Genomic DNA, 24,037 nt, shown 5'->3' on the forward strand with positions numbered 1-24,037 from the left:
TGGCTGGCCCGCATGACAAACCTCATGAAATTCAGCTGATTGCAGGCCCTCGAAGGCTGGCACGGCGTTTGCGTTACTAGTCATGCCAAGCCGGTGGGCACGTCCATCCGGCACCCAGCGTGGAGAACGCCATGAAGTACGAAATGCTGATGCTCCGCAGCCTGCTGGTCACCTCGATGCTGATCTGCGGCCTGACCCTCGGCCTGATGTTCTGACCGATCTGCAAGAAACACGATGCCAGGAAACCACACCATGAAACACGAACTCCTGATGCTGCGCAGCCTGCTGGTGGCCTCGCTGCTGGTCTGCGGCCTGATCCTCGGCAACATGCTCACCTACGCCGGCGAGCCCATCCAACTGGCCAACCTGGGTGCCGCGAGCACGGGCGCCACGGCCACGGTCTGCGCCCTGCCGCCGGACGGCGTCGTCTGCCCGTTCTCGGCCTCATAATGGGCGCATGCCCCACGTCATCCTGTTCCGACCTGAGATTCCGCCCAATACGGGCAACGTGATCCGCCTTTGCGCCAATACCGGCGCGGATTTGCACCTCGTGCGACCGCTTGGCTTCGAGCTGGACGACACCCGTCTGCGCCGCGCCGGACTGGATTACCACGAGTTTGCCCGCGTCGCCGTCCACGACGACTTGGATGCCTGCCTCACCGCGATCGGCCGCCCGCGCGTCTTCGCGTTCTCGACCCGGGGCCGGCGACTGCATACGGACGTGGCCTTCGAGGCAAACGACGCCCTGCTGTTCGGTTGCGAAACCGCTGGCCTGCCCGACGAGGTGATCGACGGCATCCCGGAAGCGCAGCGCATCCGTCTGCCCATGCGACCCGGGAACCGCAGCCTCAACCTCTCCAACGCGGTGGCCGTGGCGGTATTCGAGGCCTGGCGGCAGGCCGGCTTCGACGGCGCGGCCTGAGGCCAAGCTACAATCCGGGGCATGACCCCCGATCGCTCCGCGGCCGAGACCGGCCCCAACCGTTTCCTGCCCCGTCCGCTGCGTGTCCTTGCCGGACGCGCCATGGAAACCGCGCTCAACCGCGCCGTCGACCTCGACCCGGATACGCGCGCACGCCTCGACGCCCTCGACGGACGCAGCGTCCAGGTCTTCCTGGACGGTCCGGCGCTCGCCATCCGCATCTCGGTCGAGAAGGGCCGGCTCCGCGTCGGCCCGCCCGAGGAAGGCGGCAGCCTCCGCGTGAATGCCTCGCCCGGCAGCCTGCTCGCCATGGCCCTGCGCCGCGACGACAACGGAGTGGCGCCCGGGAAGGTGGAGATCGCCGGCGATGCGGAACTGGCGCGCCGTCTCGAGAAGCTGGCGCGACAGTACGCGCCCGACGTCGAGGAAGCGTTCGCGAAAACCTTCGGCGATGTCATCGGCGTACCGCTGGCGAAGGCCCTGCGCGAGGCCCTTGGGCATGCGCGGGAATCGTTCTCGCACCTCACCGAAGACGCCGCCGACTGGCTGCGCGACGAAGGCCGGGTAGCCGTGGCCCCGGGCGAGATGGACGGCTTCCTCGACGGTGTCGACGCGGTTCGCGAACGCACCGAGCGTGCGGAGGCCCGGTTGGCCCGGCTTGAGCGCACCCTGAAGGAGCGCGGCGCATGACGCCGCTGCGCCTCGCCCCGCGCCTGCTGCGCGTGGCCGCCGTACTGCTCAAGTACCAGCTCGACGAACTCGTGGAAGGCGCCCACCTGTTCCGCCCGCTGAAGCTGATGCGTCCGCTGTTTCCTTCCGCGTCCGCCGAGGTAGGCGCGCTGCCGCGTGGAGCCCGCCTGCGTCTCGCGCTTACCGAGCTCGGCCCCATCTTCGTCAAGGCCGGGCAGGTGCTGTCGACGCGCCGCGATCTCGTGCCCGCCGACGTGGCCGACGAACTGGCGCTGCTGCAGGACCAGGTGCCCGCGTTCTCCGGCAGCGAGGCGCGCGCCATCGTCGAGCGCGAGCTGCGCGCGCCGGTCGGCACGCTTTACGCCTCTTTCGACGAGACGGCGCTGGCTTCCGCATCCATCGCCCAGGTGCATGCGGCGACCTTGCACGACGGCCGCGAAGTCGTGGTCAAGGTGCTGCGCCCGGGCATCGACAAGCGGATCGCGCGCGACATCGACCTCCTGCACGCGCTGGGCCAGCTCGCCCAGCGCTGGCACCCGAACGCGGACAAGATCCGTCCGCTCGAGGTGGTCGCCGAAGTCGAGAAGATGCTCTCCAACGAGCTCGACCTGCAGCGCGAAGGCGCAAGCGCCAGCCTGCTCCGGCGCAACTTCGCCAGTGGCATCGACCTCTACGTGCCGGAAGTGCATTGGGACTTCAGCACCGAACGCGTGCTGACCCTGGAGCGCGTGCGCGGCGTGAGCGCCGACGACATCGCCGCGATCGACGCCGCCGGCCTCGACCGCAAGCAGCTCGCCGAGAAAGGCGTACGGTTGTTTTACGAGCAGGTGTTCCGCGACAACTTCTTCCACGCCGATGCGCACCCCGGGAACATATGGGTCGACACGTCGCGCGTGGACGAGCCGCGTTTCATCGCGCTCGATTTCGGCATCATGGGCTCGCTGCCGGAAGCCGACCAGTACTGGCTGGCCGAGAACTTCATCGCCCTGTTCGAGCGCGACTACGCGCGCATCGCACAGTTGCACGTGGCCGCGGGCTGGATGCCGTCGACGATCCGCCTGGACGAACTCGAAGCCGCGGTGCGCACCGTGTGCGAGCCTTACTTCACCCGTCCGCTCGCGCAGATCTCCATCGCCGAACTGGTGATGAAGCTGTTCCAGACCGCGCGCCGCTTCGAACTGACCCTGCAGCCGCAGCTGATCCTGTTGCAGAAGACCCTGCTCAACATCGAAGGCGTCGGCCGCATGCTCGATCCGGACATCGACATCTGGGCGGTAGCGCATCCGGTGCTGCGGCGGATCCTGCGCGAGCGCTACAGCCTGCGAGCCACGCTGCGCGATGTGCGCCGCCGCCTGCCGGAATGGATCCACACCGCGCCGCGCGTGCCGGAGCTCGTGCGCGACGCGCTGCAACAGGTCGCCAGCGGCCGCCAGGTGCAGATTGCCGATCCGCTCGCGCTCGCACTGTTGCGCGAAGACGCGCGGCGGATGCGCCGGCTGGTCGCGTGCGGACTGCTCGGCGCGACCTTGCTGGTTTCCGCCGCCCTGATCGGCACGCTGGCCCCGCAGGCGGCCTGGCCCGCGGCGGGCGTCGCCGTGGCAGGGCTGCTGGCCTTCGTCGCCGGCTGGCCGCGCCGCGCTCCCTGACCCGTGCTCGAGATCCTTTACCAGGACGGCGACATCGTCGCCGTCAACAAGCCCGCGAACCTCGCCGTGCACCGGTCGAAGTTCGTCGGCCCGGACGATGCGTTCCTCATCGACCTCCTGCGCGAGCAGGTCGATGGGCGCCTGCACCTCGCCCACCGGCTCGATCGTGCCACCTCCGGCGTGCTCCTCGTCGCGCGCTCGCCGGAGATTGCGGCACAGCTCGGCGAGCAGTTCATGGGACGCAGCGTGAGCAAGCGTTATCTCGCGGTGGTGCGAGGATGGCCTGAACCCGCCGAAGGCACGGTGGATTATCCCCTGCCCGGCTCGCGCGACACCGGCCCGAAGAAGGATGCGAGCACCGACTACCGGCGCCTGGCCACGGTCGAAGTGGATATTCCGCTCGGGCGTTACGAGAAGCAGCGCTATGCCCTCGTGGCCGCCGAACCGAAGACGGGCCGGTTCCGCCAGATCCGCAAGCATTTCGCGCACATCCACCACCCGATCGTCGGCGACAGCCAGCACGGTCGCGGTGACCACAACCGCCTGTTCAAGCAGCACTTCGCCTCGCACCGCCTGCTGCTGCACGCGGCGTCGCTGTCGTTCGCGCATCCGCGCGACGGGCATGCCATGACAGTGACGGCCGGGCTCGACGAGACCTGGGAGCGGCTACTGGCGCGCTTCGGCTGGGCCGGGGCATGGACGGCATGGGCAGACAGCCCGGGCTGCTAGAATCCGCGACGCCATGCTTATCGTGACCCGCTCCATCGCCATTCCGGACGCCGAACTGATCGAACGCTTCACGCGCGCCGACGGCCCCGGTGGCCAGCACGTCAACCGCACGGAAAGTGCTGTCGAGCTGCGCTTCGACGTGGCCGGTTCACCCTCGCTGCCCGACGAGGTGCGCGCACGCATCCTCGCCCGCCGCGATCGCCGCATGACCGATGCCGGCATGCTGGTCATCCAGGCGCGCCGCTTCCGCGACCAGGCGCGAAACCGCGAAGATGCGCGCGAACGGCTCGCCGAGATCCTCCGCGAAGGCACCGTCGTCGCGAAGAAGCGCGTGGCCACGAAGCCCACGCGGGCGTCGAAGGAGCGCCGCCTCGAAGGCAAGGCGCAGCGGTCGCAGACGAAGAAGACGCGCTCGCGCGACTGGAGCCGCGAGTGAGCGCGGTCGTGCCGACCCTCCCATCGAACGCACCGGCGCTCCCGGATTCCTGGTGGAAGCGTTTCTGCCGCTGGGCGATCGGGCTCAGCGGATGGCGCATCGTCGGCGAACTGCCGAACCTGCCGAAGCTGATCCTGATCGGTGCGCCGCATTCGTCTTACTGGGACGGCGTATGGGGGCTGCTGATGAAGTCGGCCCTCGGCCTCGATCTCGGCGTGATGATCAAGCGCGAGGTCTTCAGCGGCCCTTATGGCCCGGCCGTCCGGCGCCTCGGCATGATTCCGATCGACCGCTCCGCGGCCACCAATGTGGTCGACCAGATGGTGGCGCGCTTCGCCAGCCACGAGAAGATGTGGCTCGGCATCACGCCGGAGGGCACGCGCAAGCCGGTGAAGCAGTGGAAATCGGGTTTCCTGCGCATCGCGCGTGCCTCCGGCGTGCCGATCCAGCCGATCTTCATCGACTATCCGACGAAAACCTTCACCGTCGGCCCTCTCGTGGAAGCCACCGACGATACCGATGCCGACATGGCGCGCATACGTGCGATGTTCGCGGGTTATCGCGGCAAGCATCGCGATGCGTGACGCTGGCGCCGTCAGCGCTCGGAATGCCCTGGCTCGTCATAATCGCGATGCGTCAGCAAGCCGGGGCGGATCAGATCGATGAATGCGCGCGCTTCAGGGCTCAGGAACTTGCCTTTGCGCATGACCACGCCATAGCTGCGCTGTGGGAAGTAGCGGCGCAGGTTGCGCACGACGAGGCGTTCCTTGTCCGCTTCGGTGATGCAGATGCCGGTGACGATGGAAATGCCCAGGCCCATGGCGACGTACTGCTTGATGACATCCCATCCGCCGACTTCGATCGCCACCGTGTATGGCACGTGTCGCTGCTGGAAAACCATGTCGACGAGGCGGAACGTGGTAAGGCGCTGCGGCGGAAGGATGAGCCCGTAAGGCGACAGGTCTTCGAGACGGATGTCGTCCTTCGCGGCGAGCGGATGCCCGGGCGGCATGATGAGCATCGGGTCGTAGTGGTAGACCGGTGCCCAGGCGATGTCCTGTGGCACATCGAGCATCGAGCCGATCGCGATGTCGGCTTCGTCCGCACGTAACAGCGCCAGGCCGTCCTTGCCCGTGACGTTGGCCAGTTGCAGGTGCACCGACGGATAGCGCTCGCGGTAAGCCTTCACCAGATCGGGCAGCAGGTACTGGATCGTCGACGCTCCCGCGGCGACGGTCAGTTTTCCCGCCTGGCTTCCGCGGGTCCTGGCCTGGAACGCCTTGTCGAGGTTTTCGAAGCCTTCCACGAGAGGCCGTGCGATCTCGTACAACGCCTCGCCGGCGTCCGTGAGCGTCACGCGCCGGCGGGTCCGTTCGAGCAGGGGAGTGCCCAGCTCCCGCTCAAGCGCCTTGAGCTGCAGGCTTACAGACGGTTGCGAAAGAAAGAGCGCCTCAGAGGCACGGCTGAGCGTGCCGAGGCGGGTGATATAGACGAAGGCGCGCAGCTGCTTGAGACGGTTGCCCTTGTAGTAGAAGCGGCCGCTTTCGCCTTCGGCTGGGTCGAGAACGGCGCGTCTGGGGGCCGGTCCAGGGCGGCGGGACGTCGGGTTCAGCTTCCGTCGCACGGATTTACCTCTGTCCATTCAATAAGTTACAACATTGTTTAACGTTGTTAAACGTTATCTTTGAAACATATGCTTTGTCAAAAGCATAGCTCCGGTCCTAGCGTGGAAACCATACCCGCACCGGAGCACGTTCCATGGCAGTTCCCCAGAGCGCGATGAATCCACTGGCCGGCGTCCGTTTCGGCCGCGACGGCGACGACTACCGAGACATCCTGAGCCCGCCAGCCGTGGCCCTCGTTGCCGATCTCCACCGCCGCTTCGACGCCCGCCGCCGTGCCCTCCTTGCCGAACGGGTCGCCCGCCAGCAGCGCTACGACGCTGGCGGACTGCCCGACTTCCGTCCCGATACCGCCGCGATACGCAGCGGCGACTGGGTCGTGGCGCCGATTCCGGTGGCATTGCACGACCGCCGCGTGGAGATCACCGGCCCGGTCGAACGCAAGATGATCATCAACGCGCTGAATTCCGGCGCGAAGGTGTTCATGGCCGACTTCGAGGACTCGAGTGCGCCCACCTGGGCCAACCAGATGGACGGCCAGCGCAACCTGCGCGATGCCGTGGACGGGACCATCGAATTCACCAGCGCCGAGGGCAAGGTGTATCGCGTGGGCGCGAATCCCGCGGTACTCGTCGTCCGTCCGCGCGGGTGGCACCTGCCCGAGCGCCATGCCGAGGTCGATGGCGAGGTCGTGGCGGGTGCATTGGTCGACTTCGGCCTGTTCGCTTTCCACAACGCCAGGGCGCTGCACGAGCGCGATCGCGGCCCGTACTTCTACCTCCCCAAGCTGCAGAGCATGGAAGAGGCCGCGCTGTGGAATGACGTCATGTCTCACGCCGAGACCTCACTCGGTCTGCCCCACGGCACGATGAAGGCGACCGTACTCATCGAGACCTTGCCGGCGGCGTTCCAGATGCACGAGATCCTGCATGCGTTGCGCGATCGCGTCGTCGGCCTCAATTGCGGCCGCTGGGATTACATCTTTTCCTACCTGAAGACCTTCCGGGCGCACCCCGATCGTCTGCTTCCGGAGCGCGGACAGGTCGCGATGAGCGTGCCCTTCCTCAAGGCTTATTCGGAACTGCTGATCCAGACCTGCCATCGACGCGGCGCGTTCGCGATGGGCGGGATGGCCGCACAGATTCCGATCAAGGGCGACGACGGGGCCAACGAAGCAGCGATGGCCAAGGTCCGCGCCGACAAGCTGCGCGAAGTCACTGCCGGTCACGACGGCACGTGGGTCGCCCATCCGGCGCTCGTACCCGTGGCGCAGGCGATCTTCGACGAGCATATGCCGACGCCGAACCAGCTGCACGTGTTGCGCGAAGACGTGGAGATGTCGCGCGACGCGTTGATCGCGCCGGCCATTGGCACGATCACGCGGCAGGGTTTCGACAACAACGTCGAAGTCTGTCTGCGCTATACGGCCGCCTGGCTCGACGGCCTCGGCTGCGTGCCGATCCATCACCTGATGGAGGATGCCGCCACGGCGGAAATCGCGCGCGCCCAGCTATGGCAATGGCTGCACCACGGCCCGCTGGAATTCAGCGACCACGCGGAGGTGAACTTCGCCTTGTTCGACCATGCCCTCGCTGCGCACTGCCACCGCCTGCGCGACAGCGGCAACCCGGGTGCGCGGCGCGCCGACGAGGCGGCCGCGCTCATCCATGCACTCACGCACGCCGACGAGCTGCGCGATTTCCTCACCCTGCCCGCTTACGAGCACCTGTCCTGATCCCGGGAGCCAAGACGATGAAGACGCATACCGCCGAACAGATCGCGCTGGACTGGAAGAATAACGAACGCTGGAAGGGTATCCAGCGTCCCTACACTGCGGAGGACGTACTGCGCCTGCGCGGTTCCGTCCAGGTCGAATACACGCTCGCGCGCCGCGGAGCGGAGCGGCTGTGGCGCTCGCTCCACGACAAGCCGTACATCAATGCGCTGGGCGCGCTCACGGGCAACCAGGCGATGCAGCAGGTGAAGGCCGGCCTGCAGGCGATCTACCTGTCCGGCTGGCAGGTCGCCGCCGACGCGAACACCGCCGGCACGATGTACCCGGACCAGTCGCTGTATCCCGTGGATTCGGTGCCGAACGTGGTGCGCAGGATCAACAAGACCTTGCTGCGCGCGGACCAGATCCACCACGCCGAAGGCAAGGACAGCATCGACTGGCTCGTGCCGATCGTGGCGGACGCGGAAGCGGGTTTCGGCGGCGTGCTCAACGCGTACGAACTGATGGCGCACATGATCGAAGCGGGCGCTGCCGGCGTGCACTTCGAAGACCAGCTCGCCAGCGCGAAGAAGTGCGGCCATATGGGCGGCAAGGTGCTGGTGCCCACCCAGGAAGCGGTGCAGAAACTCGTGGCCGCGCGGCTCGCCGCCGACGTCGCCGGCGTGCCGACCTTGATCGTTGCGCGGACCGATGCGATGGGTGCGGGGCTGGTCACCTCCGACATCGACGACCACGACAAGCCGTTCCTCACCGGCAGGCGCACGGTCGAAGGCTTCCATGAGTCGCGCCAGGGCATCGAGCAGGCCATCGCGCGCGGTCTTGCCTATGCGCCGTATGCCGATCTGATCTGGTGCGAAACCGCGACGCCGGACATGGAGCAGGCACAGCGCTTCGCCGCAGCGATCCACGCCGAATACCCGGGCAAGAAGCTCGCTTACAACTGCTCGCCGAGCTTCAACTGGAAGAAGAACCTGGACGAGAAGGGCATCGCGGAATTCCAGACGCGGCTGGGCGAGATGGGCTACGCATTCCAGTTCATCACCCTGGCCGGCTTCCACGCGCTCAACTACGCCATGTTCCAGCTGGCCCGCGGCTACCGCGACCGCCAGATGGCAGCGTACGTGGAACTGCAGGAAGCGGAGTTCGCGGCGGAGAAGGACGGCTACACCGCCGCGAAGCACCAGCGCGAGGTCGGTACCGGGTACTTCGACACCGTGAACCAGGTGATCGCCGGCTCGCTGAGTTCGCTCTCGGCCCTGAGCGGCTCCACCGAGGAGCAGCAGTTCCGTCCCGCCTCGGCGGCATGAGCCCCTTGGCGGATCCCACAGGCTCGCACAGGAAAAATCGGCCAGCGCCATGGAAGGCGGGCCGATGCGCGGGAATGGGTGAAGCGCCGCTGGAAGAAGGCCGGGCCCCGGTGCTGGAGCGGGGGGAGGGAGGGGTATCCAGCACCGGAGCGGGGCGGGCAGCCCATTAAGAGAACTGCCTGGTACAGAATTCTCCGCCCACCCCCTCTATTTGTCAACTACTCAGTACATGAAATAAGTATTAACTCTGACGAGTGCCTCGTTTCGCCTCAGTGGTGCCGGCCGAGTCTGCAAAGAGGCAAAGCAGCCGCGGCGGGGAACGTTTGCCTGCTTGCGCCAGTAAAAGGGATCAGGCTCTTGGCATGCAATGCATCGTGGCGACTGCTTCCGCCTCCACCCCGTCCGCATCGATGAAGGTCACGTTCCATTTGATCGTCATCTGCTTCCGGGAAGAGCAACTGTGCGTGATCGTCAGCGGAGAGCCAGGATCTTTGAACCGCCCCATGATCCGTTGGCACATGATATCTGGCGGGCATGCGGACACGCTGGACTCATACCTGATGGGAAATCGCGGGTATCCAACGAAAACTACTTCAGCATCGCTAGTTGCTCCGGAGATCACGGTGACCTCGGGATAGGTCGCGCCGAACTGCTGACAACCGTTACCTTCCTTGAACATGCGATACGCCTTCTCAAGCCCTCTCGTTGTGAGCTCTTGAAAAACATAATTCCGAATGGCCGATGCATCGTCCTTGTTCGTGTGAAAACCGAGCTCTGCAATAATGCTCGGCATATTCGCAAGACGGTTCTCTCCGTGATTGAATCTCGAACTCTCCATTGCTATTGGAAAGCTCGCATAAAACGCGTTCGAACTGAGGCTCTCCTTCATGTAGCAAAGCGCCAGATCCCCGAATCGCTTACTCTCGACGCTCTTCGGGTGATGATATACGCGTATCCCGCGTACTGAAGGCCTGTCATCTGCATTCGTATGCAGATGAATAACCGCATCTGCCTCCAGATGGTTCGCATACAATGGACGGCTCCTAGTGTCTTGGTCCTTTTCCCCTAGACCCTCCTCACTCGGCCGCTCTCCGACGCTATTCCACAAGGATACTGACTCGGGCAACACGGCCTTGATGTGATAGCGCGCCGCCATCGACGACCAAGGCATCCCACTCTCGCCATGCCTCAGAATCTCCGACGATCGCGCCAGGAAAACCTCCGCGTTGCTTCTATCGCGCAGGTTTTACCCAGATTGCGTGCAAACGCTGGGGTGACAAAATCCTCGATGACCGAGTTGACCGATTCGCGTTGAGCACGCCAGTCCTTGTACTTGGAGTTGTAGTAAACACCATGGCCTGCAGCGACGAGCACTTTGGTGTTACGCAAATCCCTCCTGAATCTGCGAGAAGCTTTTGGGCTAGCTTTCGGCACAACACGATCCGCAGGCCCGCGCTCCTCTGGAAAGTAGTCGAAGATATCCTTGCCATCGAACCATATATCGACTTTATAGATGGGCGTTGGCTTCTCTGCCTCATAAAGAATGGACGCAATATCATTCACCCGCTCCTCGAAACTCAACGTGTAACGACTGGGCAGGTACGCCTTACCCAGGTCGATATTGATCGTATCGCCCTCTTGGCTGTACCAGACCCTGGGTACGATCGTCGGCTGCTGGCCCGGAAGGCGATCCTGCTTTGCGAGGTGCTCCTGAACCAGCGCGGTCAGTACCGGTTCGAGTTCCATGCGCTCTCCGATCGGTGCCCGCGGTGACCCCGAGGGCACCGTGGCAGGCCGTAGCCGGTTGGCATCGGCAGGGACATTAGTGGCCATCGCGTTCGCCATGAAACCGGCGCAAAGCACCCATACGAGACGTCGTCCGATCGTTGTTCGTGATTTTTCCATTGGAGCCTCCGAGTTCGAATCGCAGAATGCACCAGGGCTCTGGCGCTTGCTGCTGTTCAAGACTCGTTACTTCAATGCGAAGGGCGTATCGGTCGTCGCCCAACACTATTCGTAAGCCATGCTCGCAGGATCTACTTGCATGGTGCCATCGCTATGCGCTCAGGCAAGACAGTCGTGACTTCGTGGATTTTGTGCCGGGGCCCACGCGATCCTGCAGTCCACGTTCGTCAGGGAAATATTCGAAGATGTCTTTTCCATCGAACCAGACATTGACCTTGGAAATTTCCGTCGGCTTTTTTGTGTAGTAAAGAAAATCGACGATAGCGTTGACATGCTCCTCGAACGTCATCGTGTAGTGGGTAGGCAAATATCCCCTGCCCAGATCAATGTTGATCGCATCGCCCTTTTCGCCGTACCAGACTTTGGCGACGACAGTCGCTTGCTGACCCGGAAGACGCTCTTCCCTGGCTAGATGATCCTGTACGAGCGCCGTCAATATCGGCTCAAACTCCATGCGCTTTTCGATGGGAGCCTTGGGAGATTCGTCAGCCTGTGCACAGATGGCACGCGCGCTCTCCGCGGCTGACACATTCACAACAGGTGATCCGACCATGAAGCCGGCGAAAAGGAACCAGATGAATGGATGCCTGCGCGAGTTTCGTGACCTTTCCATTGAAGCTTCCGAGTCGAATGGCAGGGCGCCCAAGGACGGTCGCTTGCTGCCGTTCAAGACTCTTCACTTCAATGCCGAAAGCGTACTGGCCGCCGTCCAGCGTTACTCGTAAGAAATGTTCGTGGATTCGAGTTGGGCGATAGCGCTCCTCACCTCAGGCCGCCCGGCCCAACGACCCGCCGCCATCGACGAACAGCGTCTGTCCCGTCACGAAGCTCGCGCCTTCCGAGACGAAGAACCGCACGGCGGCGGCGATCTCTTCCGGGTTGCCCACGCGTCCCATCGGGATGTCCCGGACGAACTCCGCCTCCGCGTCGCTACCGACGGGCGCATTGCTGCGGAACAGTTCGGTGGCGATGGGGCCGGGGGCGACCGAATTCACCGTGATGCCGTTCCCGGCAAACTCCAGCGCCCAGTTTCGGGTAAGGCAATCGAGGGCCGCCTTGGTCGCGGCATAAGCGGAGCGCCTGCGCCGGCCCAGGACGGTGAGGCTCGAGATGTTCACGACGCGGCCCCAGCCCTTCGCCAGCATGTTCGGCAAAGCCGCCTGCACCGCATGAATGGCGCCGTGCAGGTTCAGGCGAAGCATGTGGTCGAGATCGCCGACGTCGATCTTCCCCGGCTCCTGCATCCGCGCCGTACCGGCGTTGTTGATCACGCCATCGATCGCATACCTGCGGGCCAGTTCCTCGAAACCGGCACGCGCCGCTTCGCTGTCGCTCAGGTCCACCGAATGGAGTTCACCCGGAAACCCGGGATCGTTGCCACGCGCCACGCCGACGACGAGATGACCGGCCTCCGCAAGCTGTTCGGAGATCGCCCGGCCGATGCCCTTGCTTGCGCCGGTGACGAGGAAGGTTCGTTGAATGCTCACGTTGTTGTCCTACGAGAAGTGTTCGGGAATGGAATGCCCGCCGACGCGAGTCCTTCACGTACCGCATCGGTCAGTAACTTGCGGTCGCTGCGGACGCGCGCCAGCACGCGGATGCCAAGCAGGAGCGCAAGCAGGTGCCTGGAGGAACGCGCGGGGGAGACATCGGTGGCGATTTCGCCCGCACGCCTTGCGTTCGCGAGGTGCCGTTCGAAGAAGGACTCGATGCTCGACAACTCGCTGGCTATGGCCTCGCTTAACTTCGTATCTTCCGGAGAGGACTCGAGCGCCGAGTTGACGAGCAGACAGCCGCGCCGTTCGGGATCGCCGACGCTCCGCTCGACGATGTCTGCGAAGAATCCGCGGATGGCCGCCGAAGGGGAGTCCGAGAGATCGAAGTGTTCGATCCGCGCGCGGAGCGTCGCGGAGAGGTAATGATCCAGCGCCCGGTGGAACAGCTCGCGCTTGTCCCCGAAGGCCGCGTAGATGCTGGACGCGTTCAGCCCGGTGCAGGCCGAGAGGTCGCGGGTGGACGCGCCCTCGTAGCCCTTGGACCAGAAGACGTCCGCCGCTGCGGCCAGCACCTTGGATTCATCGTATGCGCGTGGACGTGCCATGCCGGCCTCCCGAGAAATTATGTATCGATTGCTCCATAACAGTCATTATGGAGCGCTTGATACACAACTTCAAGTCACGGCTCAGAACCTCCGGTAATGCAACGCCTCCGCCAGATGCCCCTGCTCCACACACCCGGTACCACCGTCGAGGTCGGCGATGGTCCGCGCCACGCGCAGGATGCGGTGGTATGCGCGCGCGGATGCACCGAGCTTCTCGACCGCTGCCTGCAGCCACTCGCGCTCGGCCAACGGGAGCGCGCAGTCACGCTCGAGGTTGACCACGCTCAGCTCGGCGTTTGCCTGTCCCGCACGGAGTAACGCCTTTTCGCGCGCGGCGATCACGCGCGCCCGCACGGCGGCGCTGTCGTCGTCGTGCAGTCCGCGCGCTGCCGAGAGCTCAGCGATCGGAACGCGCGGCACTTCGACGCACAAGTCGATGCGGTCGAGCAACGGCCCGGAGATGCGCGAGCGGTAGCGCTGCACCTGGTCGGGCGTGCAGCGGCATTCGTGCAGCGGATCGCCGGCGTATCCGCAGGGACACGGATTCATTGCCGCGACGAGCTGGAATTCCGCAGGAAAGGTGGATTGGCGGGCCGCCCGGGAGATCACGATCTGCCCGGATTCCAGCGGTTCGCGCAGTACTTCGAGCACGTGGCGGCTGAATTCGGGCAACTCGTCGAGGAACAACACGCCGTTGTGCGCCAGCGAGATCTCGCCGGGGCGTGGCGACGAACCGCCGCCGACGAGCGCGGCGGCCGAGGCCGTATGGTGTGGCGCGCGGAAGGGCCGGCGGCGCCAGCAGCCCGGGTCGATCTCTTCGCCCGAAAGCGAGCGGACGGCGCAGCTTTCCAGCGCTTCGGATTCCGTCATTGGCGGCAGGATGCCTGGCAGGCGTTCCGCCAGCATGGTCTTGCCGGTGCCCGGCGGTCCGATCAGGAGGAGGTGGTGCCCGCCCGCCGCAGCGATCTCGAGCGCGCGCCGGGCCTGGTACTGGCCGCGGATGTCCCGCATGTCCGGCCCGCAGGTCGGCATCGCCTGGAAATCGGCGGCTTCCGGGCCGGCGAGTTCGGCGTGCCCACTGAGCCAGGCGCAGACTTCGGCCAGGCTGCCAGCCAGGAGGACGTCACCTTCCCCGATCAAGGCCGCCTCGGCGGCGTTCGCACGCGGCACCACGATGCGGCGACCGCTCCGGCGGGCTCTGATGAGGGCCGGCAGGATGCCCGGCACGGCGCGCAACTCGCCCGAAAGGGCCAGCTCGCCCAGGAATTCGCAGTCGTCGAGGCGCTCGCGGGGCACCTGGGAACCCGCCACCAGGATGCCGAGGGCGATGGCGAGGTCGAAGCGGCCACCGTCCTTCGGGAGCTCCGCAGGAGCGAGGTTCACGGTGACCCGCCGGTTCGGGTATTCGAAGGCGGTATTCTGTATGGCGACGCGCACGCGATCGCGTGCCTCGCGCACCGCCGCTTCAGGCAGGCCCACGATGGAGGTGGAAGGGAGTCCGCCGGACAGGTGGACCTCGACGATCACCTGGGGCGCCGCGACACCTTCCTGCGCACGCGAAAGGGTGACGGCGAGGCTCATGGCAAGGCGTATCGTAACCGGTAACGGATATGGGCCGGCAGAGCACGCTCCCGATCCGGGCTGGATCCGCTCTGCATACGCACTCCCTTGCGCTCACTAGGAAAAAATAACCGCCCCCGACCGCTCTCGGGGTGAGGGTGACGGATCGGGGGCGGTCCCGGGACGTGCGGCCGTCCTTACTGGCCGCGTTGCGCCGCGCTGATTTCGAGATCGGCGAGGCGTTTTTCCAAAAGCTCGAGCCGTTCGCGCGTACGCGCAAGCACCTGGCTCTGAACATCGAATTCTTCGCGGGTTACGAGATCGAGGCGGCGTAGTCCCTGCGCCAGAATATCTTTGAAGTTGGCGTGCAGATCCTCACGCGCTTGCGCCAACCCTGGCGGAACCAACGATGCCAACCGCTGTGCGAGTTGATCGATACCCTGCACATCCATCTTGCGCACCTCGATGTCGTGAATGAATTTTAGGTGACTGGCTCGTCGGCGCTATAGGCCGACACCTACACGTAGTGTAGGGTTTTTCCTACAAGCCACCGTATGGAGACGACCCCGGACCCGGATGGCACAATGACCTCCCGCGCGGCGGCGGGTCGCGCACGAGGAGTGATATATGAAGCTGGTGGTCGCCATCATCAAGCCTTTCAAGCTGGACGACGTCCGCGAAGCCCTGGCCGAGGTGGGGGTCCAGGGGGTGACGGTGACGGAGGTAAAAGGGTTCGGCCGGCAGAAAGGCCACACCGAGCTGTACCGCGGGGCGGAGTACGTGGTCGACTTCCTGCCGAAGATCAAGCTGGAGGTGGCCGTGGCCGACGACCAGATCGAACGCGTGGTCGAGGCCATCCAGCAGGCGGCCCGCACCGGCAAGATCGGCGACGGCAAGATCTTCGTCAGCCCGCTCGAGCAGGTGATCCGCATCCGCACCGGCGAACTGGACAACGACGCCCTCTGAGCGAGGGCGCCGGGGCAGGCCTCAGGCCGCCTGCAGGGCCCGCTTGTATCGGCGGTGGTGCACGAGGATGCCGGCGTAATAGGCGAGGTAGTAGCCGATGGTAAGCCCGACGATCGCCATCGTCAGCGGGCTGTTGCCGGGGGCCGGGCCGTGCGCGGCCATCGCGGCGCCACCGGCCATCGCGGGCGCCAGCATCAGGAAGCGCCAGGCCAGCCGGCCCAGAAGCAGCGCCGTGAGCACGCCGCCCAGCCAGGGGTTGGGTACGTAACAGTCCGCACCGTCGCCGCCGATCTCGAACCGGGTCAGGCGGAGGCCAAGCAGGATCGCCAGGGCCGCTCCCGTCACCACGCCGCCAAGGGCGCCTTCGGCGAGGCGGATGTCCTGCAGGCCCGAAAGCATCAGCAGACCGATCACCACCGCGAAGATCGCGACGCGAACCGTCATCCGCTTCGTACGGATCGGCTGGCGGCCGAAGCTGCCGCGCACGCGGCGGTACACGGCGAACGCCATCAGCGGCACGGTGAAAATGAGCGAGACGGCGGACGGAGCCAGCATGGCGAAGCCTCTTGGGTGGATGTGAGGCCAGGTTAGCGAAGCGGCGTCACCGTTCGAGGGGCCCTTGTGACCCATCGAGGGTGACGCCTGTCACCCGCCCTACTTGGCCTTGCCCTGGTTGGCCACGGCGGCCATCTTGGCCTCGATCTCGGCCTGGTCGCCCAGGTAGTAGTGCTTTACCGGGCGCAGTTCCGCATCGAACTCGTACACCAGGGGGATGCCGTTCGGGATGTTGAGCTCGGCGATGTCATCGTCCGAGATCCCGTCGAAGAATTTCACCAGCGCGCGCATGGAGTTGCCATGGGCGGCCATGAGCACGTTGTGCCCCGCGCGGATGGCGGGCGCCAGCACCTCGTGCCAGTACGGCATGACGCGGGCGACGGTGTCCTTCAGGCATTCGGTCAGGGGCACGTCGATGCCCTTGTAGCGCTCGTCGTCGGCGAACGACTTCGCGCCTGGCTCGAGGGCCGGCGGCGGGGTGTCGTAGCTGCGGCGCCAGACATGGACCTGTTCGTTGCCGTACTTCGCTGCGGTTTCCGCCTTGTTGAGGCCGGTCAGGGCACCGTAATGGCGCTCGTTGAGGCGCCAGTCGGTCACCACCGGGATCCACATCAGGTCCATCTCGTCCTGCACGTGCCACAGCGTGCGCACGGCCCGCTTCAGGTAGGAGGTGTGGGCCAGGTCGAAGCTGAAGCCGGCTTCCTTGAGCAGCCGCCCGGCCTCGCGGGCCTCGGCCACGCCCTGCTCGCTGAGGTCGACGTCGGCCCAGCCGCTGAAGCGGTTTTCGAGGTTCCAGGCCGACTGGCCGTGGCGGATCATCACGAGCTTGTACATGGCGTCCCACGCGGGAAGGAAAAAACCGATGGTGGAGCGTGGGCCCGGAGCCGTCAACTTTGCTCCGGCGCCACCCCCTGTCGTCAGTCACGCTAAACCCTGGAGCCAAACGGTGCATCCTACGGGTTCATTCCACCCGCGGAGTCCCGCAATGCGTCGAACCCTTATTTCCCTCCTCATCGCCCTTTCCGTGTCCGGCGCGGCCCTCGCGCAGGAGGACGTGAGTAAGGTCAACGGCACGGCCTCGGTCGACGCGGGCCAGCACGCGGGCGACGTCCACACCGTCAACGGCTCGGTGCGCATCGGCGACCGCGCCGTGGTGCAGAAGGCCAGCACGGTGAACGGTTCGGTGGAAATCGGCGAGGGTGCCACGGCGACCCTCGTGAAAACCGTCAACGGCTCCGTGACCCTCAACGAGAAGGCACGCGTGTCCCAGGACCTGGAAAACGTGAACGGCAAGGTCCGCCTCGAGGAAGGCGCGGACGTGAAGGGCCACCTGCAGAACGTGAATGGCGAGATCAGCCTGGAGCGCGCCCATGTCGGCGGCGGCATCGAAACCACCAACGCCGATGTCACGATCGGCGAGGGCTCCAGGGTCGAGGGCGGCCTGCTGGTGAAGAAACCGTCCTGGGGCTTCTTCAACAGCAACAGTGATCGCGTACCGAAGATCGTCATCGGCCCGCACGCCGTCGTCCAGGGCACGATGACCTTCGAGCGTGACGTGGAACTCTACGTCAGCGATTCGGCCACGGTCGGCAAGATCGAGGGTGCGACGGCGAAGAAATTCTCCGGCTCGACGCCGTAACCTTCGCCTGTCCCGTCACACCCAGTCGCGCGGCTTCAGGTATTCCTGGAGCCGTGCTTCCGGACTGTCTGCCTCCGGCGTGTAGCCGTATTCGAAGCGCACGCGCGGCGGCAGGCTCATGAGAATGGATTCCGTGCGGCCACCCGACTGCAGGCCGAACAGCGTGCCGCGGTCGTAGACGAGATTGAACTCGACGTAGCGCCCGCGGCGATAGAGCTGGAACTCGCGCTCGCGCTCGCCGTACGGCATGTCGCGCCGTCGCTGCACGATGGGCAGGTAGGCATCGAGGAAACCGTTGCCTATGTCGCGGGTAAAATTCATGCAGCGCTCGAAGCCGCCTTCGTTTACGTCGTCGTAGAACAGCCCGCCCACGCCGCGCGTTTCGCCGCGATGCTTGAGGTAGAAGTACTCGTCGCACCAGCGCTTGTAGCGGGCGTAGACATCGTCGCCGTAAGGTTCGCAGAGGTCCCTGGCCACGCTATGCCAGTGACGCACGTCCTCGTCGAACGGGTAATACGGCGTCAGGTCGAAACCGCCGCCGAACCACCATACCGGGTCGCTGCCTTCCTTCGAGGCTTCGAAGTAGCGCACGTTGGCATGCGTAGTCGGGATGTACGGATTGCGCGGGTGGAGCACCAGCGAGACGCCGGTGGCGATGAAGCTCCCGCCGACGAGGTCGGGACGGTGCGCCGTGGCGCTCGGCGGCAAGGGCGAGCCCGACACGCGGGAGAAATTGACTCCCGCCTGCTCGAAGATGGTGCCTTCGCGCAGCACGCGCGTCCGTCCGCCGCCACCGGCCGGTCGCGTCCAGGCGTCCTCCTCGAAGCGCGCCGTGCCGTCCACCGCCTCGATGGCTGCGCAGATGCGGTCCTGCAGGCCTCGCAGGAACGACGCGGCGAGCTCGGCTTGTTCGGACATGGCACATTCTTTCGCGGTGGATGGCCGCCAAGCTTAGCTCAGGAAATCCGGGTCGCCATGCGCCGGTTGCGGGTGAGCGCGGCCCAGCGCATGCCGGTGTCGATCCACATGAGGTATCCCGCCTCCATCAACAGCCGGGTCACGTAGCGGCGGCCGAGCGGAAGGCGCTCCTCGGCGGCGACGGGGGAGGCATCGAAGCCCAGGCGCCGTGCCAGGTACAGGCAGCGGGCGAGATGGTAGCGGCTGGTCACCAGCCACACCGGCGGCAACGGCTCGTCGTCCCGTTCCCGCAGCAAAACGCGGGCGTGCCGCAGGTTTTCGAGGGAGTCGATGGAGGCCTGTTCCAGTTCGAGCGGCACGGCCGCCGGCCAGCCTTCCGCCATCAGCCAGCGGCGGCCCGCTTCGGCCTCGCTGATCGAGCCGCCACTGTAGCCGCCAAGGAGGAGCACGCGGTCGGCCAGTCCCGCGAGTGCATCGCTGCGGGCACGGGCGAGGCGCCCGGCAAAGTCGGCTTCGGGAAGGTCGCTTATGAGCCGACGGCCGAATATCAGCATTGCCCGACGGCCGGTCGCGCCTGCCGGTGCCCGCGCCGCGAGCCAGCAGACCCGGGCGAGGTGCGCGGCGTAGAGTAGGCCGAGGCTGACAACGACAGCCACGGCGGTGACCAGCGCGGCCACGAGGATGTCGCGATCGCTTAGGTAACGCCATACGCCGCGACGCAGAATGTTGGGGGCTTGGATACCGGACATGGCTACATCCCGAGGAAGCGCAGTATCGCCTGAACGCACTCGCGCGTTCACGCGACGCTACGGATCAAAAAGGATAGGCTCGCCGCATGCCCCATCCCATGACACCGCTCGCCATCACTGCCTACACCGCTACCTCCGCCCTCGGCCGCGGCTTGCAGGCCCACGCCGACGCCCTTGCCGCCTCGCGCGGCGGCCTCGCCCCGAACGATTTCAGCGTGGCCCCGCTCGACTGCTGGATCGGCCGCGTCGCAGGCGTGGAAGAGGAAGCGCTTCCGCCGGAACTCGCCGTATGGGATTGCCGCAATAACCGGCTCGCCTGGATCGCCCTGCGCCAGGACGGCTTCGCCGACGCCGTGCGCGCGCTGCGCGAGCGCTACGGCGCCACGCGCGTGGCTGTCCTGCTCGGCACGTCCACGGCCAGCATCGGTGCGACCGAGGAAGGCTACCGCCGCCTCGACCATGGGCGGATGCCGGCGGACCTGCATCGCCCGGTGCTGCACACGCCTCACTCGCTGGCTGGCTTCGTCGCGGCGGCGTTCGAACTGGAAGGTCCCTGCCTCACCGTGGCTACCGCGTGCTCGTCCAGCGCCAAGGTATTCGCCAACGCGGAGCGGATGATCCGCCTCGGCTTGATCGACGCCGCCATCGTCGGCGGCACCGACACGCTGTGCGACAGCGTGCTGTTCGGCTTCAATTCGCTCGAGCTCGTCTCGCCCGAGCCCTGCCGCCCGTTCGATGCGGGCCGCAACGGCATTTCGATCGGCGAAGCCGCAGGCTTCGCCATCCTCGAGCGCGTGGAAGCGGCGACCGACGCGCCCTTGCTCATCGGCTACGGCGAGGCCAGCGACGCGCACCACATGTCGACGCCGCATCCGGAAGGGCTGGGCGCGGAGCTCGCACTGAACGATGCGCTGGCCCGCGCAGGGATCGAGCCGGGCGACGTCGACTACATCAACCTGCACGGCACCGCCAGCCAGAAGAACGACGAAGTCGAAGCTGCGCTCGTCGCGCGGACCTTCCCTCCCTCGACCCGCGCGAGTTCGACGAAAGGTTTCACCGGCCACACCCTTGGTGCCGCCGGCATTCTGGAAGCGGCGATCACCCTGCTCGCGATGCGCGACGGCCGCGTTCCCGGCAACCTCGGCGCGGACACGCCGGATCCCCTGTGCGGACCGCAGATGGCTTGGCAGACGGAAGCGGCGGATATCCACATCGCGCTCAGCAATTCCTTCGGCTTCGGCGGCAACAACGCATGCCTGGCCTTCGCCCGCGCGGAGCGGCGCGCATGAGCCCGGCACTGTCGGTGTGGATCAGCGGCATCGGACTGTGGGCACCGGGTGCGGCGGACTGGCATGCGTTCCGCGAGATCGCCAGCGGCGCGGCGGCGCCGGGCGAATACGCACGGCCGCTCGCCGAGGTGCTCCCGCCGAACGAGCGGCGCCGCGCGCCGGAAAGCGTTCTCCTCGCCGCGGCCGCCGCGGGACAGGCCGTGCGCATGAGCGGTCGCGACGCCGCCGACCTGCCCTGCGTGTTCGCCTCCGCGCATGGCGACCAGGTCATCACCGACTACATGTGCGAGACGCTGGCCGGCAACCCGCTGGAGCTCTCGCCGACCAGATTCCACAACTCCGTGCACAACGCGCCGGCGGGCTACTGGACCATCGCCACCGGTTGCCATGCGTCGTCCAGTGCCGTCTCCGGCGGCGAGGAAGCCTTCGGCGCCGGCTTGCTCGAAGCGGCCACGCTCGCCGTGGCGGACGATCGCGACGTGCTCCTGGCGAGTTACGACATCGCCGGCACGGGACCGCTCGGCGAGATGACCAGCACCACCGGCCCGTTCGCCGTCGCCCTGGTGCTTTCGCCGCGCGCGGACGGCGCGGCGATTCGGCTGGACATCACGCCGGAGCGCGGCAACAGCGGCGCCGAAGCGCTGGGTCACGCGTGGCTGGACGGGCTGGCGGCAAGCAATCCTTCCGCGCGCGCCGTTCCGCTGATGCATGCGCTGGCGCTCACCCGCCCTTCGGCGCTGCGCCTTCCCGCGGCGCGCGGTCTCGACCTGCACATCGACATCGGAGTGGCCACATGAGTATCGCTACGCCACGCTATTGCATCCTCATCCCCTGTCTCAACGAGGAACGGGCGATCGGACGCGTGGTTGCCGAAGCCCTGGAACTGGGCCTGCCCATCATCGTGGTCGACGACGGCTCGGACGACCGGACCCCGGACATCGTCGGCGCGCTGCCGGTCACCCTGCTCCGCCATGAAACCCGCCGGGGCAAGGGCGAGGCCTTGCGCACCGGCTTCCGCGAAGTGCGCCGCATGGGCTACGACGGCGTGGTGACGATGGACGGCGACGGCCAGCACCTCGCCGCCGACATCCCCGCCATCCTCGCCGCGGCGGAACGCTATCCCGGTTACATCGTCATCGGCGCCCGCCTGCTCGACCGCGAGCAGCAGCCGAGCGGGCGCCGCCGCGCCAACGCGGTGGCCGACTGGGGCATTTCCTGGGCCTGCGGCCGGCCGATCGTCGACACGCAGAGCGGACAGCGACTCTATCCACGGGAAACCCTGGATCTGGTCGATCTCCCTGCGGAGCACTTCGTCTTCGAGGCGGCCGTACTGATCACTGCCTGCCGCGAGCGGGGTATCGGCGTGGTCTCGGTGCCCATCGCATCGCGCTACCAGGGCGAGTTCCGCCTCAGCCACTTCCAGCCTGTCCGCGACGTGACGCGGATCACCACGTATACGATAGGCCGGCTGCTCCACTATGGCAGCATCGTCGCCAGTTACCGGCGGTCGCGGGCCCATCCCACGATCGTCGACGACAAGGGAACGGTAAGCTCGGCCGTACACTGACATAAGCGCACGAGGGGATCGAACGATGGAGCGCACGCAGCACGACGCCGTGATCCTTGGCGGGGGCCTCGCCGGCCTTACCCTCGCCATGCAGCTCAAGGGCGCCCACCCGGACATGGACATCGTCGTGCTGGAGCGGCAGGCGCGGCCATTGCCCGAAGCCGCCCACAAGGTTGGGGAGTCCACCGTCGAGATCGCCGCGCATTATTTCGGCGACACCCTCGGCCTGCTCGACCACCTCGAGCAAGCTCACATCCGCAAGTTCGGCTTCCGCTTCTTCTTCTCCGAAGGCAGCCACAACCTCGAGGAGGTCACCGAACTCGGCGTCAGCGCGGTGCTTCCCACGCCGAGCTACCAGATCGACCGCGGCATCCTGGAAAACTTCCTCGGCGACGAGGCGCGCCGCCGCGGCATCGACTTCCGCGAAGGCGTCACGGTGCGCGGCTTCGACATCGGTGCCGGCGATGAGCCGCATACCGTGCGCTTCACCGCTGGCGCGGACGACGAAAGCCTGCAGGCCCGCTGGCTGATCGACGCATCCGGCCGGGCGGGGCTGATGCGCCGCAAGCTCGACCTCACCCGCGACAACGGCCATCACGCCAATGCCGTGTGGTTCCGGATCGGCGAGCGGCTGGCGATCGACGACTGGTGCGACGACGCGGTGTGGAAGGATCGCTGCCACCCGCCGGAGCGCTGGCGCTCCACCAACCACCTCGTCGGCCCCGGCTACTGGGTATGGTTGATCCCGCTTTCGTCCGGCGCGCATTCGGTCGGCATCGTCGCCGACGCCGCCATGCATCCGCTGGAAAGCATGAAGACCTTCGACCTCGCGCTGGCGTGGCTCGAGGAGCACCAGCCGGTCGTCGCGAAGCATGTGGCTTCGCGGCGCGACAAACTCCTCGACTTCGCCTTTTTCCGGAACTTCTCCTACGGCTGCTCGCGGATGTTCTCGTCCGACCGCTGGGCGCTCACCGGCGAGGCCGGTGCGTTCCTCGATCCGTTCTATTCGCCGGGCAGCGATTTCATCGCCATCGCCAATACCTACATCACGCTGCTGGTCGGCGCCGACCGGCGCGGCGAGAAGCTGGCGCCGTACGCCCGCCATTACGAACGGATGTTCTTCTCTTTCTACGAGAGCACGCTGAAGATGTACCGCGGCCAGTACAACCTCTTCGGCGATCCGGAAGTGCTGCCGGTGAAGGTGATCTGGGATTACGCGTATTACTGGGGCGTGCTCTGCCAGATCGTCTTCCAGGATCGCCTGGGCGATTCCGGGTTCATCACCCGCCTGGGGCCGGAGCTGATGGAGTCGGCCGAGCTCAACACGGTCATGCAGACCTTCTTCCAGCGCTGGCATGCCCTGTCTGGGCGACGCAACGGCAAGACGATGATGGACCAGCGCGACCTCACCTGGTTCGCCGAGATGAATGCCACGCTGCACGACAGCCTCAACGACGACACGCTCGCCCGCCGGCTGCGCGACAACGTACGCATGATGCGCGCGCTGGCGTCGAGCATCGTGGAGCACGCCGCGGCAGACTATCCGTCCGTGGTGGAGGGATACGAACACCTGGTCGAGGCCGAAGGACGGCGCATGGAACTGTTCGCCCGCGTGGCCTGAGTTTCGAGCCGTCTCGTTCC

General features: G+C 66.1%; 28 protein-coding genes. 16 read left to right on the forward strand and 12 right to left on the reverse strand.

Going from position 1 to position 24,037, the window contains the following annotated elements:
• Positions 1-252 precede the first annotated feature (252 nt).
• From ACR9ZH_RS11175 to ACR9ZH_RS11205, 7 genes are read left to right on the forward strand one after another with little or no spacing between them, the layout of a single operon-like run.
• Positions 253-450 (forward strand): hypothetical protein, encoded by a 198-nt coding sequence (locus ACR9ZH_RS11175; protein WP_481290819.1) that lies wholly within the window; start codon positions 253-255, stop codon positions 448-450.
• A 7-nt stretch (positions 451-457) separates the two neighbouring features.
• Complete coding sequence (locus ACR9ZH_RS11180) at positions 458-922, forward strand: tRNA (cytidine(34)-2'-O)-methyltransferase (RefSeq protein ID WP_481290820.1); 465 nt, start codon at positions 458-460, stop codon at positions 920-922.
• A 21-nt stretch (positions 923-943) separates the two neighbouring features.
• Positions 944-1,612: a ubiquinone biosynthesis accessory factor UbiJ gene (locus tag ACR9ZH_RS11185; RefSeq protein ID WP_481290821.1), complete on the forward strand. Its 669-nt coding sequence runs from the start codon at positions 944-946 to the stop codon at positions 1,610-1,612.
• Positions 1,609-3,258, forward strand: coding sequence for a ubiquinone biosynthesis regulatory protein kinase UbiB (gene ubiB, locus ACR9ZH_RS11190; protein WP_481290822.1), 1,650 nt, complete (start codon positions 1,609-1,611; stop codon positions 3,256-3,258). The genes ACR9ZH_RS11185 and ubiB overlap by 4 nt, the downstream gene beginning before the upstream one ends.
• 3 nt (positions 3,259-3,261) lie before the next feature.
• Positions 3,262-3,987 carry a pseudouridine synthase gene (locus tag ACR9ZH_RS11195; protein WP_481290823.1) on the forward strand — a complete coding sequence of 242 codons (726 nt, stop codon included), beginning with the start codon at positions 3,262-3,264 and terminating at the stop codon, positions 3,985-3,987.
• Between the two features lie 13 nt (positions 3,988-4,000).
• The gene (gene arfB, locus ACR9ZH_RS11200; protein ID WP_481290824.1) at positions 4,001-4,423 is read left to right on the forward strand and encodes an alternative ribosome rescue aminoacyl-tRNA hydrolase ArfB; all 423 of its coding nucleotides are present in this window, start codon (positions 4,001-4,003) and stop codon (positions 4,421-4,423) included.
• A complete protein-coding gene (locus ACR9ZH_RS11205; RefSeq protein ID WP_481290825.1) occupies positions 4,420-5,007 on the forward strand; it encodes a lysophospholipid acyltransferase family protein in 588 nt (195 codons plus the stop codon). The genes arfB and ACR9ZH_RS11205 overlap by 4 nt, the downstream gene beginning before the upstream one ends.
• An 11-nt stretch (positions 5,008-5,018) precedes the next feature.
• On the opposite strand, the gene ACR9ZH_RS11210 is transcribed toward ACR9ZH_RS11205, so the two are convergent.
• Positions 5,019-6,065 carry a LysR family transcriptional regulator gene (locus ACR9ZH_RS11210; protein ID WP_481290826.1) on the reverse strand — a complete coding sequence of 349 codons (1,047 nt, stop codon included), beginning with the start codon at positions 6,063-6,065 and terminating at the stop codon, positions 5,019-5,021.
• Between the two features lie 116 nt (positions 6,066-6,181).
• On the opposite strand from ACR9ZH_RS11210, the gene aceB reads away from it, so the two are divergent.
• Both aceB and aceA read left to right on the forward strand, forming a co-directional pair.
• Positions 6,182-7,780: a malate synthase A gene (aceB, locus tag ACR9ZH_RS11215; RefSeq protein WP_481290827.1), complete on the forward strand. Its 1,599-nt coding sequence runs from the start codon at positions 6,182-6,184 to the stop codon at positions 7,778-7,780.
• A 17-nt stretch (positions 7,781-7,797) separates the two neighbouring features.
• Positions 7,798-9,087 carry an isocitrate lyase gene (aceA, locus tag ACR9ZH_RS11220; protein WP_481290828.1) on the forward strand — a complete coding sequence of 430 codons (1,290 nt, stop codon included), beginning with the start codon at positions 7,798-7,800 and terminating at the stop codon, positions 9,085-9,087.
• 349 nt (positions 9,088-9,436) lie between these two features.
• On the opposite strand, the gene ACR9ZH_RS11225 is transcribed toward aceA, so the two are convergent.
• Together ACR9ZH_RS11225 and ACR9ZH_RS11230 are read right to left on the reverse strand one after the other, a co-directional pair.
• Complete coding sequence (locus ACR9ZH_RS11225) at positions 9,437-10,258, reverse strand: N-acetylmuramoyl-L-alanine amidase family protein (RefSeq protein WP_481290829.1); 822 nt, start codon at positions 10,256-10,258, stop codon at positions 9,437-9,439.
• 17 nt (positions 10,259-10,275) lie between these two features.
• Positions 10,276-10,833: a hypothetical protein gene (locus ACR9ZH_RS11230; protein WP_481290830.1), complete on the reverse strand. Its 558-nt coding sequence runs from the start codon at positions 10,831-10,833 to the stop codon at positions 10,276-10,278.
• Here ACR9ZH_RS11230 and ACR9ZH_RS11235 point away from each other — a divergent pair.
• A complete protein-coding gene (locus ACR9ZH_RS11235; protein ID WP_481290831.1) occupies positions 10,832-11,107 on the forward strand; it encodes a hypothetical protein in 276 nt (91 codons plus the stop codon). The genes ACR9ZH_RS11230 and ACR9ZH_RS11235 overlap by 2 nt on opposite strands.
• 36 nt (positions 11,108-11,143) lie before the next feature.
• Here the strand turns inward: ACR9ZH_RS11235 and ACR9ZH_RS11240 are convergent, their stop codons facing one another.
• The 5 genes from ACR9ZH_RS11240 to ACR9ZH_RS11260 form a co-directional block, all read right to left on the reverse strand.
• Positions 11,144-11,722 carry a hypothetical protein gene (locus ACR9ZH_RS11240; protein ID WP_481290832.1) on the reverse strand — a complete coding sequence of 193 codons (579 nt, stop codon included), beginning with the start codon at positions 11,720-11,722 and terminating at the stop codon, positions 11,144-11,146.
• A gap of 97 nt (positions 11,723-11,819) precedes the next feature.
• Positions 11,820-12,539: an SDR family oxidoreductase gene (locus tag ACR9ZH_RS11245; protein WP_481290833.1), complete on the reverse strand. Its 720-nt coding sequence runs from the start codon at positions 12,537-12,539 to the stop codon at positions 11,820-11,822.
• Entirely contained in the window at positions 12,536-13,153 is a 618-nt protein-coding gene (locus tag ACR9ZH_RS11250) for a TetR/AcrR family transcriptional regulator (protein WP_481290834.1), read from the reverse strand. Before ACR9ZH_RS11250 ends, ACR9ZH_RS11245 begins: the two co-directional genes overlap by 4 nt.
• An 81-nt stretch (positions 13,154-13,234) precedes the next feature.
• A complete protein-coding gene (locus ACR9ZH_RS11255; protein ID WP_481290835.1) occupies positions 13,235-14,734 on the reverse strand; it encodes a YifB family Mg chelatase-like AAA ATPase in 1,500 nt (499 codons plus the stop codon).
• A 176-nt stretch (positions 14,735-14,910) separates the two neighbouring features.
• The gene (locus tag ACR9ZH_RS11260) at positions 14,911-15,165 is read right to left on the reverse strand and encodes an accessory factor UbiK family protein (RefSeq protein ID WP_481290863.1); all 255 of its coding nucleotides are present in this window, start codon (positions 15,163-15,165) and stop codon (positions 14,911-14,913) included.
• Positions 15,166-15,340: 175 nt separating this feature from the next.
• On the opposite strand from ACR9ZH_RS11260, the gene glnK reads away from it, so the two are divergent.
• Complete coding sequence (gene glnK / locus ACR9ZH_RS11265; protein ID WP_481290836.1) at positions 15,341-15,679, forward strand: P-II family nitrogen regulator; 339 nt, start codon at positions 15,341-15,343, stop codon at positions 15,677-15,679.
• Between the two features lie 21 nt (positions 15,680-15,700).
• Here the strand turns inward: glnK and ACR9ZH_RS11270 are convergent, their stop codons facing one another.
• Positions 15,701-16,234 carry a CcdC protein domain-containing protein gene (locus ACR9ZH_RS11270; protein ID WP_481290837.1) on the reverse strand — a complete coding sequence of 178 codons (534 nt, stop codon included), beginning with the start codon at positions 16,232-16,234 and terminating at the stop codon, positions 15,701-15,703.
• A gap of 99 nt (positions 16,235-16,333) precedes the next feature.
• Entirely contained in the window at positions 16,334-17,068 is a 735-nt protein-coding gene (gene gpmA, locus ACR9ZH_RS11275; RefSeq protein WP_481290864.1) for a 2,3-diphosphoglycerate-dependent phosphoglycerate mutase, read from the reverse strand.
• Between the two features lie 151 nt (positions 17,069-17,219).
• Here gpmA and ACR9ZH_RS11280 point away from each other — a divergent pair, with 151 nt between their 5' ends.
• Complete coding sequence (locus ACR9ZH_RS11280) at positions 17,220-17,873, forward strand: DUF4097 family beta strand repeat-containing protein (RefSeq protein ID WP_481290838.1); 654 nt, start codon at positions 17,220-17,222, stop codon at positions 17,871-17,873.
• A gap of 15 nt (positions 17,874-17,888) precedes the next feature.
• On the opposite strand, the gene hemF is transcribed toward ACR9ZH_RS11280, so the two are convergent.
• Complete coding sequence (hemF, locus tag ACR9ZH_RS11285) at positions 17,889-18,791, reverse strand: oxygen-dependent coproporphyrinogen oxidase (RefSeq protein WP_481290839.1); 903 nt, start codon at positions 18,789-18,791, stop codon at positions 17,889-17,891.
• A gap of 38 nt (positions 18,792-18,829) precedes the next feature.
• Positions 18,830-19,540: a YdcF family protein gene (locus tag ACR9ZH_RS11290; protein ID WP_481290840.1), complete on the reverse strand. Its 711-nt coding sequence runs from the start codon at positions 19,538-19,540 to the stop codon at positions 18,830-18,832.
• An 86-nt stretch (positions 19,541-19,626) separates the two neighbouring features.
• Between ACR9ZH_RS11290 and ACR9ZH_RS11295 the strand changes: the two genes are divergently transcribed.
• From ACR9ZH_RS11295 to ACR9ZH_RS11310, 4 genes are read left to right on the forward strand one after another with little or no spacing between them, the layout of a single operon-like run.
• Entirely contained in the window at positions 19,627-20,829 is a 1,203-nt protein-coding gene (locus ACR9ZH_RS11295; protein WP_481290841.1) for a beta-ketoacyl-[acyl-carrier-protein] synthase family protein, read from the forward strand.
• On the forward strand, positions 20,826-21,626 hold the full coding sequence (locus ACR9ZH_RS11300) for a beta-ketoacyl synthase chain length factor (RefSeq protein WP_481290842.1): 801 nt from the start codon (positions 20,826-20,828) through the stop codon (positions 21,624-21,626). The genes ACR9ZH_RS11295 and ACR9ZH_RS11300 overlap by 4 nt, the downstream gene beginning before the upstream one ends.
• On the forward strand, positions 21,623-22,396 hold the full coding sequence (locus tag ACR9ZH_RS11305; RefSeq protein ID WP_481290843.1) for a glycosyltransferase family 2 protein: 774 nt from the start codon (positions 21,623-21,625) through the stop codon (positions 22,394-22,396). The genes ACR9ZH_RS11300 and ACR9ZH_RS11305 overlap by 4 nt, the downstream gene beginning before the upstream one ends.
• 25 nt (positions 22,397-22,421) lie before the next feature.
• Positions 22,422-24,017 (forward strand): NAD(P)/FAD-dependent oxidoreductase, encoded by a 1,596-nt coding sequence (locus ACR9ZH_RS11310; RefSeq protein WP_481290844.1) that lies wholly within the window; start codon positions 22,422-22,424, stop codon positions 24,015-24,017.
• Positions 24,018-24,037 lie beyond the last annotated feature (20 nt).

The sequence above is a fragment of the Luteibacter sp. SVR4-7G genome, assembly GCF_056755555.1.

What these genes read in the sequence shown, in the direction of transcription:
- ACR9ZH_RS11280 (WP_481290838.1), top strand. Translation starts at nt 17,220, where the DNA reads ATGCGTCGAACCCTTATTTCCCTCCTCATCGCCCTTTCCGTGTCCGGC.
- ACR9ZH_RS11210 (WP_481290826.1), bottom strand. Translation starts at nt 6,065, where the DNA reads ATGGACAGAGGTAAATCCGTGCGACGGAAGCTGAACCCGACGTCCCGC.
- gpmA (WP_481290864.1), bottom strand. Translation starts at nt 17,068, where the DNA reads ATGTACAAGCTCGTGATGATCCGCCACGGCCAGTCGGCCTGGAACCTC.
- ACR9ZH_RS11310 (WP_481290844.1), top strand. Translation starts at nt 22,422, where the DNA reads ATGGAGCGCACGCAGCACGACGCCGTGATCCTTGGCGGGGGCCTCGCC.
- ACR9ZH_RS11235 (WP_481290831.1), top strand. Translation starts at nt 10,832, where the DNA reads ATGCGCTCTCCGATCGGTGCCCGCGGTGACCCCGAGGGCACCGTGGCA.
- ACR9ZH_RS11305 (WP_481290843.1), top strand. Translation starts at nt 21,623, where the DNA reads ATGAGTATCGCTACGCCACGCTATTGCATCCTCATCCCCTGTCTCAAC.
- ACR9ZH_RS11250 (WP_481290834.1), bottom strand. Translation starts at nt 13,153, where the DNA reads ATGGCACGTCCACGCGCATACGATGAATCCAAGGTGCTGGCCGCAGCG.
- aceA (WP_481290828.1), top strand. Translation starts at nt 7,798, where the DNA reads ATGAAGACGCATACCGCCGAACAGATCGCGCTGGACTGGAAGAATAAC.
- ubiB (WP_481290822.1), top strand. Translation starts at nt 1,609, where the DNA reads ATGACGCCGCTGCGCCTCGCCCCGCGCCTGCTGCGCGTGGCCGCCGTA.
- ACR9ZH_RS11180 (WP_481290820.1), top strand. Translation starts at nt 458, where the DNA reads ATGCCCCACGTCATCCTGTTCCGACCTGAGATTCCGCCCAATACGGGC.
- ACR9ZH_RS11290 (WP_481290840.1), bottom strand. Translation starts at nt 19,540, where the DNA reads ATGTCCGGTATCCAAGCCCCCAACATTCTGCGTCGCGGCGTATGGCGT.
- arfB (WP_481290824.1), top strand. Translation starts at nt 4,001, where the DNA reads ATGCTTATCGTGACCCGCTCCATCGCCATTCCGGACGCCGAACTGATC.
- glnK (WP_481290836.1), top strand. Translation starts at nt 15,341, where the DNA reads ATGAAGCTGGTGGTCGCCATCATCAAGCCTTTCAAGCTGGACGACGTC.
- aceB (WP_481290827.1), top strand. Translation starts at nt 6,182, where the DNA reads ATGGCAGTTCCCCAGAGCGCGATGAATCCACTGGCCGGCGTCCGTTTC.
- ACR9ZH_RS11295 (WP_481290841.1), top strand. Translation starts at nt 19,627, where the DNA reads ATGCCCCATCCCATGACACCGCTCGCCATCACTGCCTACACCGCTACC.
- ACR9ZH_RS11230 (WP_481290830.1), bottom strand. Translation starts at nt 10,833, where the DNA reads ATGGAACTCGAACCGGTACTGACCGCGCTGGTTCAGGAGCACCTCGCA.
- ACR9ZH_RS11255 (WP_481290835.1), bottom strand. Translation starts at nt 14,734, where the DNA reads ATGAGCCTCGCCGTCACCCTTTCGCGTGCGCAGGAAGGTGTCGCGGCG.
- ACR9ZH_RS11300 (WP_481290842.1), top strand. Translation starts at nt 20,826, where the DNA reads ATGAGCCCGGCACTGTCGGTGTGGATCAGCGGCATCGGACTGTGGGCA.
- ACR9ZH_RS11185 (WP_481290821.1), top strand. Translation starts at nt 944, where the DNA reads ATGACCCCCGATCGCTCCGCGGCCGAGACCGGCCCCAACCGTTTCCTG.
- ACR9ZH_RS11175 (WP_481290819.1), top strand. Translation starts at nt 253, where the DNA reads ATGAAACACGAACTCCTGATGCTGCGCAGCCTGCTGGTGGCCTCGCTG.
- hemF (WP_481290839.1), bottom strand. Translation starts at nt 18,791, where the DNA reads ATGTCCGAACAAGCCGAGCTCGCCGCGTCGTTCCTGCGAGGCCTGCAG.
- ACR9ZH_RS11225 (WP_481290829.1), bottom strand. Translation starts at nt 10,258, where the DNA reads ATGCCTTGGTCGTCGATGGCGGCGCGCTATCACATCAAGGCCGTGTTG.
- ACR9ZH_RS11270 (WP_481290837.1), bottom strand. Translation starts at nt 16,234, where the DNA reads ATGCTGGCTCCGTCCGCCGTCTCGCTCATTTTCACCGTGCCGCTGATG.
- ACR9ZH_RS11260 (WP_481290863.1), bottom strand. Translation starts at nt 15,165, where the DNA reads ATGGATGTGCAGGGTATCGATCAACTCGCACAGCGGTTGGCATCGTTG.